This is a genomic window from Janthinobacterium sp. GW822-FHT07A03, from assembly GCF_058798815.1.
The window spans coordinates 191,108-204,381 of the sequence record NZ_JBXAKW010000005.1 but is presented as its reverse complement, the minus strand read 5'-3'; the positions used below and the strand labels follow the sequence as shown (position 1 = coordinate 204,381).

The 13,274-nt window shown below is 58.4% G+C and carries 13 protein-coding genes and 1 pseudogene; 8 read left to right on the top strand and 6 right to left on the bottom strand.

The features are described 5' to 3' along the window. Window positions 1-267: 267 nt before the first annotated feature. Window positions 268-1,791 (bottom strand): glycosyltransferase family 39 protein, encoded by a 1,524-nt coding sequence (locus tag AC1RJW_RS15795; protein ID WP_493045734.1) that lies wholly within the window; start codon window positions 1,789-1,791, stop codon window positions 268-270. Window positions 1,792-2,548: 757 nt separating this feature from the next. Then, entirely contained in the window at window positions 2,549-3,949 is a 1,401-nt protein-coding gene (gene pdxR, locus AC1RJW_RS15790; RefSeq protein WP_493045733.1) for a MocR-like pyridoxine biosynthesis transcription factor PdxR, read from the bottom strand. Window positions 3,950-4,036: 87 nt separating this feature from the next. Here pdxR and AC1RJW_RS15785 point away from each other — a divergent pair, with 87 nt between their 5' ends. The 4 genes from AC1RJW_RS15785 (at window position 4,037) to AC1RJW_RS15770 (ending at window position 6,148) form a co-directional block, all read left to right on the top strand. Further along, complete coding sequence (locus tag AC1RJW_RS15785) at window positions 4,037-4,483, top strand: GNAT family N-acetyltransferase (protein WP_493045732.1); 447 nt, start codon at window positions 4,037-4,039, stop codon at window positions 4,481-4,483. Continuing rightward, complete coding sequence (locus AC1RJW_RS15780) at window positions 4,480-5,100, top strand: FMN-dependent NADH-azoreductase (protein WP_493045731.1); 621 nt, start codon at window positions 4,480-4,482, stop codon at window positions 5,098-5,100. The genes AC1RJW_RS15785 and AC1RJW_RS15780 overlap by 4 nt, the downstream gene beginning before the upstream one ends. A gap of 28 nt (window positions 5,101-5,128) precedes the next feature. Further along, window positions 5,129-5,560 carry a carboxymuconolactone decarboxylase family protein gene (locus tag AC1RJW_RS15775; RefSeq protein WP_493045730.1) on the top strand — a complete coding sequence of 144 codons (432 nt, stop codon included), beginning with the start codon at window positions 5,129-5,131 and terminating at the stop codon, window positions 5,558-5,560. 357 nt (window positions 5,561-5,917) lie between these two features. Beyond that, window positions 5,918-6,148 (top strand): hypothetical protein, encoded by a 231-nt coding sequence (locus tag AC1RJW_RS15770; protein WP_493045729.1) that lies wholly within the window; start codon window positions 5,918-5,920, stop codon window positions 6,146-6,148. 184 nt (window positions 6,149-6,332) lie between these two features. Here the strand turns inward: AC1RJW_RS15770 and AC1RJW_RS15765 are convergent. Further along, window positions 6,333-6,542: pseudogene (locus AC1RJW_RS15765) on the bottom strand (hypothetical protein); the annotation flags it as partial. Between AC1RJW_RS15765 and AC1RJW_RS15760 the strand changes: the two are divergent. Beyond that, window positions 6,486-6,623 carry an SEC-C metal-binding domain-containing protein gene (locus AC1RJW_RS15760; RefSeq protein ID WP_493046049.1) on the top strand — a complete coding sequence of 46 codons (138 nt, stop codon included), beginning with the start codon at window positions 6,486-6,488 and terminating at the stop codon, window positions 6,621-6,623. The pseudogene AC1RJW_RS15765 and the gene AC1RJW_RS15760 overlap by 57 nt on opposite strands. Before the next feature lie 573 nt (window positions 6,624-7,196). On the opposite strand, the gene AC1RJW_RS15755 is transcribed toward AC1RJW_RS15760, so the two are convergent. From AC1RJW_RS15755 to AC1RJW_RS15745, 3 genes are all read right to left on the bottom strand, one after another. Beyond that, complete coding sequence (locus AC1RJW_RS15755; protein ID WP_493045728.1) at window positions 7,197-9,569, bottom strand: membrane-bound PQQ-dependent dehydrogenase, glucose/quinate/shikimate family; 2,373 nt, start codon at window positions 9,567-9,569, stop codon at window positions 7,197-7,199. Window positions 9,570-9,635: 66 nt separating this feature from the next. Beyond that, window positions 9,636-10,874, bottom strand: a complete 1,239-nt coding sequence (locus AC1RJW_RS15750) for a multidrug effflux MFS transporter (protein WP_493045727.1) — start codon at window positions 10,872-10,874, stop codon at window positions 9,636-9,638. A gap of 125 nt (window positions 10,875-10,999) precedes the next feature. After that, window positions 11,000-11,905 carry a LysR family transcriptional regulator gene (locus AC1RJW_RS15745; protein ID WP_493045726.1) on the bottom strand — a complete coding sequence of 302 codons (906 nt, stop codon included), beginning with the start codon at window positions 11,903-11,905 and terminating at the stop codon, window positions 11,000-11,002. Between the two features lie 118 nt (window positions 11,906-12,023). Here AC1RJW_RS15745 and AC1RJW_RS15740 point away from each other — a divergent pair, with 118 nt between their 5' ends. Genes AC1RJW_RS15740 through AC1RJW_RS15730 form a run of 3 tightly spaced genes read left to right on the top strand, consistent with a single transcriptional unit; the run spans window position 12,024 to window position 13,260 of the window. Then, a complete protein-coding gene (locus tag AC1RJW_RS15740; protein WP_493045725.1) occupies window positions 12,024-12,452 on the top strand; it encodes a (R)-mandelonitrile lyase in 429 nt (142 codons plus the stop codon). A 7-nt stretch (window positions 12,453-12,459) separates the two neighbouring features. Next, window positions 12,460-12,936 (top strand): carboxymuconolactone decarboxylase family protein, encoded by a 477-nt coding sequence (locus AC1RJW_RS15735; protein WP_493045724.1) that lies wholly within the window; start codon window positions 12,460-12,462, stop codon window positions 12,934-12,936. A gap of 9 nt (window positions 12,937-12,945) precedes the next feature. Next, window positions 12,946-13,260 (top strand): carboxymuconolactone decarboxylase family protein, encoded by a 315-nt coding sequence (locus AC1RJW_RS15730; protein ID WP_493045723.1) that lies wholly within the window; start codon window positions 12,946-12,948, stop codon window positions 13,258-13,260. Window positions 13,261-13,274 lie beyond the last annotated feature (14 nt).

Below are 13,274 nucleotides of genomic sequence, written 5' to 3'. Positions count from 1 at the left end.
TTTTCTTTAGTTCTCTCATGAAGATATGCTTCGTCATGATCCGAAATGAGTAAAAGCCAATCGCTTTCATTTCATCGTTTTTTTGAAAATTGGTTACCAATGGGCTATTCGCCTACGCAGCAGAGATAAAATACAAGCACTGCTGAATTGTCGCTAAATAATCAACCACAGACAACATTATTACTGCCCTCCATTTAAATAATATTAATCATTGAAGACATTGATTCATTTCGGCTTGACAGCGAAAAAAACGTACTTTATATGCAGTCACTTCGGCAAAAGGTAGGCGACACCCAAATGATGGAGCCGTTTCCCTTTCACGGTCAACGCGGGCTGAACGATTGCATCTGGAAATCTTGCGGAAAGATACTGAGGCAGCGCGATGCCTTCCTCTTGCATATTCCACACAATGACAGCTCCTGCTTGTTTAAGGTCCTCGATTTTTACCCAAGGGCTTACACGGAGATCGGCATGAGAGAATATGACAGATGGCCGGTCCTTTGCATAAAATGCGACATTCCCTGCATCCCAAGTATTTCCAATCACATATTTCAATGATCGCTTCGTCGTTATGTACCACCTGTTATTGATTGCACTGCCAAAACTTTCGCCGGGAAAGTTGACGGCCTGCTCATTGCCGGTAATGTCAGTTCCATAAATTTTCTCCACAATAAAGAAAGAAGCAGGAAATATCAGTAGTACAATCCAGGAACGGATAAAGTAACGAAAACGTTTTTGCGTCAAGATGGGCTGAAAAAGAAGAACGATAAAAATCCCCGTAAAAAACCACAGCGGTGCACCCCACATGGCCCTCAATGGGCGCTGTGCTAGCAAAGATAGCAACAAGGAAAAAATTGCCGGTCCTAGAGCTAAAACAGCAATATAGCAAAAATTAAAGTCGTGCCATCGTGCCCTTAGCCAAACACGAGATGAGCGCCATCGCCACAAAAACGATGCCACTACCAGCATGGGTAACAGTGCTAAAAACTGCGCCCCGATGAATGAAAAGTACTCCTTTATAAAAGTAAATGCATGTGTAACTTCAGGCGCTCGGTCCCCGACATACCTTATTGAAATAAAATCACTTTTGATGATCCAGTATAAATGTGGGAGGAATACTAGTGTGGATGTCAGTATAAGAAGCCACGGCCCTTTTGAGTACAGGCGACGACGGGAGGCTGGGTGAATAATAACAAATAACGCGATGGGTACGATGTATGCTCCCATGGAATAGCGCGACAACAAACCTAAACTGGAAACCAATCCCGCAAGAATCCAGTACCCCAGCTTATCATCCTGGATCGCCTTATGTAGTAACCAACCAAACAGGGCGGAAAATGGCATCTGCAATACAATGTCATTCAATTCCAAAACCGGAAGATTGAGATAATAGACGCCTTCCAACAACAATGCACCGATCAGTGCCTGCATTTCAGTCGCAACCCGTCGTCCCAACTGCCACACGGCAAAGAAAACTGTGATAACGCACAGTTGTCCTGCGAGATAGCTTATCCATAGTCCTCTATTGGACAAAGATGTCAGGGTCTGTATGACCCATGGAAATAATGGTGGGTCTTTCTCATAGCCAAGCTGCCATTCTTTTCCCCAAGCTAAACCCTCGGCCATGTCCAGCGCAATATTGCTTTGAAATAATAAAGGCAATATTATCCAGATGACTACATGCGCCAGAACAGCAATTGAGAAAATTTTCTTTAGTGTATATGGGCTGATTTCGTGCGGTGATTCCGACGTGGTGATGGCTTCTAATTTCATATTTTCTATATTGTTCAAGTACTGTCCGGCGCGTCCCAAATGCATCACGCCTCTCTACGACTGTCATGGCTTGCATGTGGGACAAACACGCTGACGAGAAATGCATCTGCGATTGACTGTAGCGATGCTTCATGGAGAATCTATGGAATTCGGATGAATAGTTCTTAAAGCCGCCCTATTGGCGTACAGATATCGCTGCAGCAGATTCAGTACTGCAAAATGATCCAATCGGTGGCCAGGCACTCGTGTTGGTGCAGGATGCAGCGGAGTGAGCAGCCCATACGGTATCGGGCATATGGCTTCGGCAATGATCGTGGCATCTCGCGCGTCGGACCTGGCCACACCAGCATGTAAGTCCGAAATCCGGAGATTGGACAGCCTGGAGGAACAAGGAGCAGAAATGCCTTCTGCTCTGGCAACCGCGACCAGCTTTGCACCAGTCATCGCAGACCAGTCGACGATCAGGAGCAGCTATGCTTGCTCCTTCCGTCCGCAAATCATGATGCGAAGTGTGCAATCGCCTCCATGTGGCCTCCTCACAAAATAGGTTCGGATGGGCACCAATCAAAAGTGGAGGTCTTGATACTGACATGGAGAATACGTTGCGACTCCCCTTTTGAGACCAAACGGAAGGACTCTTGAGCATCAAAGAACCACGCCGCGAATGACATGAGCCAGACGGGCACCGACAATGCCAGAGTATGGTCTGCCTACTGCAGATAAATCTATCGGGCGTTGGTTCGTCTCAAGACAGCGTTACTAAAATTTTACCGTCTTAGATGATCTTATCCAGCCGAAGTGCCATCGCCGACGCCTGTTCGGGACTGGTGATATTCGTGAATCCAAGAATCAAGCCGTGTCTTGGCTTGGCCTCCAGGTACCACCGTGACAGAGGTTCTACGACTATGCCAACGGCCCGGGCACGCTGAGCGAGCTCGATATCATCACCTTGGCGAAGGCCGGCAACGAGATGCATGCCGCCCGCCTGAGGGGTAATCAGCAGCCGTTCGCCGAATTGCTGGCGCAGTGCATCGACCAGCCATTGACGGCGGCGCGCGTAGAGGTTCCGCATTTTGTTTAGATGTCGCGCAAAGTGCCCTTCGTTGAGAAAAGCGGCTACGGTTGCCTGCAGCACGTACGGGCAGTAGTTATGCAGACGATCAGCCAAACGGGCGAACGCATCGACCTGTTCGGCAGGCACAACCAGATAGGCCAAGCGCAGGCCTGGAAACAGCACCTTGCTGAAGGTACCGGTATAGAGCACGCGGCCCTGCTGGTCGAGGCTCTTGAGGGCCGGCAAGGGCTTACCTAGATAACGGTATTCGCTGTCATAATCATCCTCGATGATCCAGCTACCTCGTCGGTTGGCCCAGTCTAGCAGAGCCAGCCGACGTGGCAGCGACAGCGACATACCCAGCGGACTCTGGTGGGTCGGCGTGACCACTGCGAATCGGGCATCCGGAGCACGGGCGATGCCTTGCGCAACGTCCAGGCCCTGCTCATCTACTGGAACCGGCACCAATTGTGCACCGGCTTCCAGTAAAGCATTCCTGGCCATGAAGTAGCCGGGTTCCTCTAGCCAACACGTATCGCCTCGTTGCATCAGCGTGTGATGAATGAGGTCCAGACATGCGCGATAGCCGGCGCACACGAAAACCTGTTCCGGGTGGCAAGTGATACCCCGCGAAATCCCCAGATAGGTCGAAATGGCCGCGCGCAAGGGTGCATGGCCTCGTGCGTCCGGGTAGACGAGCCCCTCGACACCATCCTGCCGTAGCTGACGACCCGCCAGTCTTGTCCAGAGCTTACGGGGAAACGCGTCCAGCGCGGGCAGGCCCATCTGCAGTGCCAGCGGCAGCGTCCCGGAATGGGTGGCTTGGTACACCGTCGAAATAACTGAGCCGCGAAGTATGGACGAGGAAACTGGCGGCAGTTGCGTTGAGACTACTGTCCCGGCTGCCCCGCGCGTAATCAAATAACCTTCACCAATCAGCAACTGGTAGGCCGCTTCCACTGTACCGCGCGCCAAGTTCAGCTCCGCAGCCAATGAGCGAACTGCAGGTACCCGATCTCCCGGCCGCAGGCGGCCATCGGCAATGGAATCACGGAATCGCTGATAAAGTTGGCGATAGATCGGCGCTGGCTGGCTGCGGTCCGGCAGGAAGGGAAAAATCATGGCCTAGTCATTTAAGCATTTTTTGGCCCTGTAGTTTAAGCCATTGCAGCCCTAAGATGAGCTATATCTCTACAACGGACTACAGACATGAATTACACACTCCAACACCTCGAAGACAAGGAGGCCTTTCAGGCCAGTTTCGACCTGATGCGCGGCTTAAGGCCGCATGTCGCCGACCCGGCCGCTTACGTGGCACAACTGGTTCGGCAGAGCGAGCAGGGCTACCGTTTACTGGCGGCGTGGGCCGGCGAGCACATAGTCGGCCTGGCTGGTTATCGTGCGTTGGAAAACCTGCTCTACGGGCGTTTCATTTACGTCGATGATCTAGTGGTCAGCTCTGATCTTCAGCGCACCGGCTTGGGAGCACGGTTGTTGACTGCGGTTCGGGAGAAGGCCGTGCAGCTCCGTTGTGATCATTTCGTGCTGGATACAGGCCTGCATATGCCATTGGCACAACGTTTCTATTTTCGCCAGGGGCTGTTGGCCCGTGGCATGCATTTCACGCAGAGCCTTCGGCCAGAAAGTCTGGCATGAACAATGTCCTGTTGATCAATGCCAGCCCGAATGGGCAGTTTTCCCATGCAAACCAGTTAGCACTGGAACTAGTTTCATCTTTGCAGCACCGGCATCCGCGGCTCGAACTTGTCGAGCGAGACTTGGGCGCGCATCCACTGACACCGCTCGGTATGGACTATGCCCGTGCCCTGACCTCTGATACGCCGTTCGACTCGCCAGAACTTGAGGCCTCCGAAGTTCTGATCGGCGAATTGGAACGCAGCGATATGCTGCTCATTGCCACCCCCATGCACAACTTCACGATCCCTGCCGCGCTCAAGCTCTGGATCGACTATGTCCTGCGAATTCATAGGACATTCAATTCAAGACCCGATGGCAAAGTTGGCCTCCTGAGCGACCGTCCTGTCTACGTGTTGATCGGTTCCGGTGGTTTTCATCAGGGAGAACGGGCACGGCAACCAGATTTTCTCACTACTTACCTGCGCCACGTGCTTAACACCCTTGGCCTGTTTAACCTGCACTTCACCTATCTTCAAGGCTTAGTATTCGGAGAAGAGGCCGTCTGTGCCACGCTCGAACATGCGCGTGTCCGACTGGCACTGGAACCTCGGTTCAACAAACTTGTTTATGCCTGATCCCTTTTTTCTACGCAGGAGTTTCACCATGAGTCAACTTAGATTGCCATTTCGTTCCCTATCGCCTGCAGCCTATCAAGGTCTGCTCGCCTGCAATACGGCGCTGGCCGCGAGCTCGCTAGGTTTGCCGCTGCTTGAATTGATTTATTTGCGCATCTCGCAAATAAATGGCTGTGCTTACTGCCTGGGCGAACATTCGCAGGCCCTGCGCGAATGCAAGATGGCGCAAGAGAAGCTGGATTGCCTCGCAGGATGGCGAATCAGCGAATTATTTAATGACCGCGAGCGTACCGCCCTGGCATGGGCCGAGACGCTTACCTATATTAGCGAAAAGGGCGCGCCAGACGAGCTATATGAGCCTTTGAAAGCACATTTCTCCGATATCGAAATTTCCGATCTGACTTTGGCTGCGGCCTTGATGAATGCATTTAACCGGCTGGCGGTAGGTATGAAGCTCTAATAGGGAGATGATCGTCGGCTGTGTACTGGTTGTAGTGTTGGCACTCGCGAAACCTACGGCATATTGCAGGAATTCAGGCTCCAGATTTCAGTGGCCCATGGGACGAGGCAGTTCCAGAAGTTGCCTGTCTGGAGTAGGCACGAATCCTTTACCTCGATTTCGTGATCGAAGTAAATTACAACGCCGGTTGCTATCGCCGAGTGTACCCGGATGACGGCGTTGAGTACCCTGCCGACTATTTTGGTGCCAAAGAGTAATTGGAATGCATAGAAATCACCACTTGCGCAGTCGTCTTTAAAAGAACTTCCGCGCTTTGGCGCCCGATATCTGGTCGGCATCCAGTGTGAGGACAGGTCCATGAGTAAAACCGTTGAACAAGCTGAAGCCGCGCTGGCTGCAGCAAATACCGCCTACTTGAATGAGTTGGAGCGCGATTGCATTCAAAGAGAAAATTGTAGCACCCAAGAACGTCGTCATGAGTATTATCAGCAGTCGCTGCGCGATGCCATTTACCAGTGCAAACGCGAGCTTGAAGAGGCAAAACACCGCCAACTGGTCAGCACGGAGGTCGACAGCGTCTCGGTCTGATCAGAAACTGCACATTGTGCCGATCAACTGGCTGGCAGTTGGCACCTGCCGAGGGCAACTATGCATCGCGCACAAGAGTTAGTTGATGTTGTACTAGTTGAGTTTGTTAATCTGAATGCTGGTTCGGGAGGGGCCGTTCTGACCTAGACAATTTATCTTCGAGTGGGCAAAAAATTCTCAATTGGTAATGGATGGGGAACAGCGCCACCGACAAGCCGTTGACGATAGTAGTCAAGGCTTCGCGCGACGGCAATTCGCGTCCCCTGCCGTTATGACGGATCTTGTGTTTTTCCTGGCGCGAGGTGCGCAGCGCCTGGATCACGGGACCCAGGTTCCACTGGGCCGTGCCGTCGGCGGGCGCCGCGGGGTATCTCCGAACGGCACGCGAAGTCATTTCGGAGTTCCGCGCCCTGGACGTAACAAGAATTGCACCTGCGGCTCAGAAAAAAAGTCTAAGCGATGCTGCTTCCGGTAATTAGTTCAGGCTGAATCTCCACCCTTAGCCTAGATTCTCCTGATCCATAATTCCTAAAAAAGAAGAACCGATGATCATGCTGTATTGCCAAGCTACTGGGGTGAGATCTCGTAGCAGCCTGATCCACCGACGAGATCGGGTCTGGCCTGTCTATCTCCCCTGCCCTGCTGCGACTTCTACCGCACTCAAGTAAAAGCTGCTTGAGCTTCGTCGGGTTTCTGCAGGAATTCCCCCATGGCTAAACACCCCGCGACGTCGAAGCCAAGGTCGCGAATCGTCGACTCTGACTTGGCACGCCGCCGTGCCAGTGGTTTAGAGCTCGCCGTCACAGCCAGCCTGAACGGATGGCGAAGGATGACACATCCGACCGAGGAGGCAGCAGAACACCCGCTTCGGAGCTCCATTGCGGCACAGTTAGGTTCGACAGCCTAGTCCATCATCTGCTCGAGCACTGGATGATATCTGGGATGTCATACGCTGGCGGTGAACTGGGACTGGCGATCACGGGCGGCCCGACGTGGAACTTGGCGGCACTTGCCGCACTATCATGGCGATGCCAGGCGCCAAACGGAGCTAGCGTGGCAGCGCATAGGCGACGATATAGTCGCCCTTCTGCGTAGTCGCGGAGTTTCCACCTGCACTGATGGCGACGAACTGGCGACCGCTACGCGGTGACAGGTAGGTCATCGGCGTCGCCTCCGCGCCTACCGGTAATTGCGCGCTCCAGCGCTCCGCCCCTGTGCGCACGTCGAAAGCACGCAGCCGGAAATCCTGGCTTGCACCGATGAATACCAGACCTGACGCAGTCGTCAATGGTCCGCCGCGCGTGGGCATGCCGATCGGGATCGGTATGCGGGTGGCGATGCCCAAGGGGCCGGTTTCCTGCGTGGCGCCTAAGGGGACCGACCAGACGATCTGGCGCGTTGTCAGGTCGATCGCTGTGAGCGTGCCGTATGGCGGCGGCTGACAGGGAATGCCCAGCGGCGACAGGAACCGTCGCTGCTCGACGCCCCACGGCGTACCCGCCTGGGGCGCACTGCCCTCGTGCCCCCCATCGGCCTGCACCTTGCGATCATAGTCTTCACGCCGCACCAGCTTGTTGGTCACGGCCACGCGGGTATCGTTGACGATCAGGTAGCCTAGGTTTTCGGCGATGCTGACGGAACCCCAGTTCATGCCGCCCAGCCAGCTTGGATACTGGATGGTCTGGCGTTCGCCAGGCGGCGTGAAGATGCCTTCGTAGCGCGACTGGAGAAACGCCACGCGGCACGCCAGTTGGTCGACCAAGGTCAGTCCCCACATGCGCGCTTCGCTGAGCGGCTCGGTGCCGATGGACGGCATGCCCACCGAAAACGGCTGGGTGGGCGCAAGCCGGTCGTCGGCCATGCCGCCCTGCGGCACGGGGCGCTCCTCGACCGCTGCGACTGGCTTGCCGTTGCGGCGGTCAAGCATGAAAATTTCGCCGCGCTTGGTGGTCTGGATCAGGGCGGGGATGACGCCGCCGTGGCCGTCGGCGACATCGTACAGCGCCGGCTGTGATGGCACGTCATAGTCCCACAAGTCATGGTGTACCGTCTGAAATCTCCAGCGCTCCCGGCCCGTGGCGATGTCCAGCGCGACGACCGAGGACGAATAGCGGTCGCTGGCCGCGCTGCGATGGCCGCCCCAGAAATCGGGCGTCGAATTGCCGGTCGGCAGATAGATCAGACCCAGCTTTTCGTCAAACGAGGGGATCGACCAGACATTCGGCGTGCCCGGTGTGTACGAGCCGCCTTCCGGCGGCAGTCGGGTGATGACGGAGTTGCCCAGATCCCAGGCCCAGGACAGGGCGCCGCTGCGTACGTCGAACGCGCGCACCACGCCAGACGGCTCGCCCACCTTCTGGTTGTCCCACACCAGCCCGCCAACGACGATCAGATCACGCACCACGGTTGGCGCGGCAGTGGGAAAATACAGCTCGGGATTCGAATTTTGCATGCCCGGGCGCAGGCTGACCACGCCATGCTCGCCGAAATCCTCGCAAGGTTTGCCGCTCGCGGCGTCGACCGCGACCATGCGCGCATCGACCGTGGTGGCAATGATGCGGCGCGTGCATGCCGGCGCCGATGCGGCCGCAGGTGCCCTGCCATCGGCGCCGGCATCGTGATACGCCACGCCGCGGCAGCGCGGATAGACCTTATTCGGCGCGGCATGGGAATCGAAGCGCCAACGCTCTTTGCCCGTCTCCGCATCCAGGGCGAAGATTTTGCTCGACTGGGTGCAGCCATACAGGGTGCCGTCGATGTGCAGGGGTGTCACCACGTGCGCCGCGCTGCCGCTGGGAATCTCGCCCGTGCGGTAGGTCCAGGCGACTGTCAGGCTGGCGACGTTGGCGGGCGTGATCTGCTCAAGCGGCGCGTGCCGGGTGCCGGATGCCGTACGTCCGAAGTACGGCCAGCTTGCCGCCGCGACCGTGCCGACAGCCATGCCCGCCACCGGTGCCGGTGTCAACTGTGCCGTGGCAAGAGGACGCGGCTGCAAGCTGGCATAACAAGTCAGGCCCAGCGCAATTGCCAGGGCTGCGGCCAACAGCTGGGCCGGGCGGCGCCGGAACGCGTCACCGCCCCGACGGAATGCTGGCATGAGCAGCAATAGCAGCAGAGCCAGCACCGCCATGGCGAACAGGCGCGAAAACAGGGGCCAGAAAGTGAGGCCGGCTTCCCACAGCGACCAAGCGACCGTGACGGCGAACCCGGCAAGGTACAGCGCAGCTCCCAGCGGGCTCCGCCGAACAATGAGCCAGCCGGCCGACGCCATTGCAAGTCCCGCCGGGGCGAAGAACCAGGAACCGCCGAGCGCTATGAGATACACCCCGCCGGCCAGCATGGCGAGCCCGTACAGCAGGATCACCAGGCCCAGCAAAATCAACGCTGGCACGGCTGCTTTCATGGTTTTTTCAGTCGACATGCATATTCTCCGCTTCATTCATGGAATGGTTTTCCGGCCGCCCGCATGGGCCGCGCCACCTCACCGCTACTGCACTGGCGATGTAACCGCGTGCCGCTTCCCTGCCCGGCCAGGCAGAAACAGCCACGCGCACAGCATGCTGGCGACGCACATCCAGGCGAAGACGTTCAAGGTCGAGCGGGCGCCTGCGAACGTGCCCACCAGTACGGAGCCAAGCATGCCGGTGCCGTACTGCACGCTGCCAAGCAGCGCCGAGACGGCACCGGCGCCCTCGTCGAAATGGCTCAAGGCGCCGGCAATGGCATTGGCGCTAATGAAACCGTTCGCCGCCACCACAAAAACCAGGGGAATGGCGACGCCGCACAAGTGGCCCCAGCCTTCGAATGCGTCGAGCGCGGCAACGGCGCCTGCCAGGGCCGCCATGCCGGTCCCGAAACGTATCAGCGCGTCGACGGAAAAGCGTTTCAGGAGCCGTATGTTGATCTGGTTGGCCAGCATGATCCCCGACACGCCTGCCGTGAAGAGCATGCCGTACCATTGTGGCGATACATGGAAATAGGCAATGTAGAGGAACGGCGAACCTGCCACGTAGGCGAAGCAGGCGCCGAAATAGCATCCGGCAACGCCGGCATAGCCAAGCAAGGCGCGATGGCGCAGTAATTGTCCATAGGCGCCCAACGCTGCCGATAGCGGTGCGCAAGTGCGCCGCGCCGGGGGCAACGTTTCCGGCAACCATGACAGTGCCGCCAGAGTGGCGCCGCCGAGCGCCGCCAGCGTCCAGAAAATCGCCCGCCACGACGCCACGTGCAGGATCAGGCCGCCTACGCTGGGGCCGAGCAGCGGCGCCACCGCCATCACCGTCATCAGAGTCGACATCAGCCGCGCCGCGCGCGGGCCCCGGTACAAGTCGCGCACCATGGCCCGGGCGATGACCACGCTGGCGCTGGCACCGGCGGCCTGCACGGCGCGCCAGCAGACCAGCGCGCCCACCGAGCCCGACATGGCACAGCCCGCGCAGCCAAGGATAAACACCAGCAGACCACCAGCGACCGGCCGGCGCCGGCCATGGCGGTCGGACAGTGGCCCCCATGCCAGCTGCCCCAGGGTGAAGCCGGCCAGGTAGGCGGCAATGCTCCACTCCATGTGCCCGGCGTCGGTGCCCAGCGCCTCGGCCATGGACGGCATCGCGGGCAGATACAGGTCCGTCGAGATCGACGCAAACGCCATCAGGACGCCGAGTATCGCCACCGTGCGCAGCGACTGCGGGCCGCTCTCTACCCTCCAGTATTGCGTTGCCCCCTCCATGTCATTTCCCCTGACTGTCATCAGCGGACGATGTTAGCCAGATCCTGAACATTGATCAATTCGGGTAAAGCGCATGCACTTATGAAAATGGCTCATGAAATGAGCTGCCAGGCGGATCCAGGCCCTTACGTTTGCTCAGGACGGTAGCGCAAGGCCTCGACCACCAGTTGCATCGCCCGCGACGATTGCCGGCGGCTGGCGTAATACACGTGCAGGCCCGGCACGCGCGGATACCAGTCCTCCATGACGCGGCGCAGGCGGCCGGTCGCCACGTACGGCTCGGCGAGGTCCGTCGGCACGTAGGCAAGGCCCATGCCGGCCAGGGCCGCATCGAGGATCTCATAGGCGCCATTGAATGCGTACTGACCCTCGACCCGGACCTGGATGGCGCGTCCGTCTTTTTCCAGTTCCCAGACATAAAACGCATCGTGCGTCGGCAGGCGCAGATTGATGCAGTTGTGCATCATCAGGTCCTGTGGCGTCATCAGCGCTTGCCGTCCGTCCAGATAAGTGGGCGCACCGACGATCGCCATCTGCAGGTCAGGGCCGATGCGTGCCGCGATCATGTCCTTGGCCACCTGGTCGCCATGGCGCACGCCGATGTCATAGCGTTCGGCAACAATGTCAGCCAGGCCGTAGTCGTTAATGATCTCTACCCGGATTTGTGGATAGTCGCGCAGGACGGGTGCCAGGCGCGGCAGCAGGATGGTGCGGGTGGCGTAATCGGTCGAGGTGATGCGGATGCTGCCGGCCGCCTTGTCGCGAAACTCGGCCACCGCAGCCAGTTCTGCCTCGATGTCGTCGAAGTGCGACGGCACGCTTTGCAGCAAGCGCTCGCCTGCCTCGGTGGCCGAAACGCTGCGCGTGGTTCGCGTCAGCAGGCGCACGCCGAGCCGCGCCTCAAGGGCACGCACGCTGTGGCTCAGGGCAGACTGCGAGACGCCCAGCTGCGCCGCAGCGCGCGTAAAGCTGTGCTCGCGCGCCACCGCGATAAAGAAAAGCAGATCGTTGAAATTGTTTGTGCGTGCCATTTATGATTCATTTTCATAAGTATTTGCCGATTATAGCCACTAGTCGCATCAGCGCCTTGTCCCTATAGTAAATAAGACATAGCGGCGGTTTCGCCGACTCATTCATAGAGGACATTCCATGGAACTGAAACGTGCAGCAACGCTTCTCTCGGTCGCGGGTCCCGAGGCCTATTTTACTGGCCAGGTACGTGTACAAATGCTGAGTAACCCGGCGGCGCCCGCCCGCACCTCGTGCGGCAATGTGACATTCGAGCCTGGCGCCCGCTCGGCGTGGCACACCCATCCGCTGGGCCAGACACTGATCGTTACGGCCGGTTGCGGCTGGACCCAGTGCGAAGGCGGGCCGATCGTGCAGATCCAGGCGGGGGACGTGGTCTGGTGTCCGCCTGGCCACAAGCACTGGCATGGCGCAACGCCGACCACGCCCATGACGCATATCGCGGTGCAGGAAGCACTCGAAGGCGTAGCGGTGGTCTGGCTGGAGAAAGTCACGGACGCGGAATATGCCGTCGGCCTGCCTGTCGAGTGCGCCGACCATGCCTGCTAAGCGCGTGATGAAATCCTATGCAACACCTGCCATCGCGGCCTGCCTGAGCCTGGGTGCCTGCGCCCCCATGCCGCAGCACACAACGGCGTTTGACGCCCGGCACGCGTCCACGCTGGAGGACGTGCAGGCAGTGTCGCCTGGCCTTGCCCGCTACACCACGGACACCGTGCATGGTGGGCTATGGGCGCGCCCGCAGTTGTCGCCACGGGACCGCAGCGTCGTCACGCTGGCCGTGCTGATTGCCCGCAACCAGTCCGTCGACTTGCCCTATCAGCTGAACCTGGCGCTCGACAATGGTGTGACGCCAGGCGAAGTCTCCGAAATCATCACCCATCTGGCCTTTTACTGCGGCTGGGGCAATGCCACAGCCGCCGTGACGGCGGCCAAACAAGTATTTGCACAGCGCGGCGTCGGGCCGGCGCAACTGCCGCCGGCCCGGCCCGAACTACTGCCGCTCGACCTGGAAAGCGAGGCGCAGCGCTAGGCCGCCGTGATGCAGAGCGTCGGTGCCACGGCGCCGGGCGTGGTGGAATACACCACCGACGTGTTGTTTCACGACCTGTGGCTGCGTCCAGGCCTGGCGCCGCGCGACCGCAGCCTGGTGACGGTCAGCGCGCTGGTCGCCAACGGTCAGGTGGCGCAATTGAGCTACCACCTGAACCGCGCGTTGGACAACGGCTTAACGCAAGAGCAGGCGTCAGAGGCAATGACGCAGATGGCGTTCTACGCTGGCTGGCCCAGCGTCTTTTCGGCACTGCCCGCCGTCAAGCAAGTGTTCGCGCAGTATCCCCCGCAGTGTCCCCATTAACAGAAAGGAAAGCG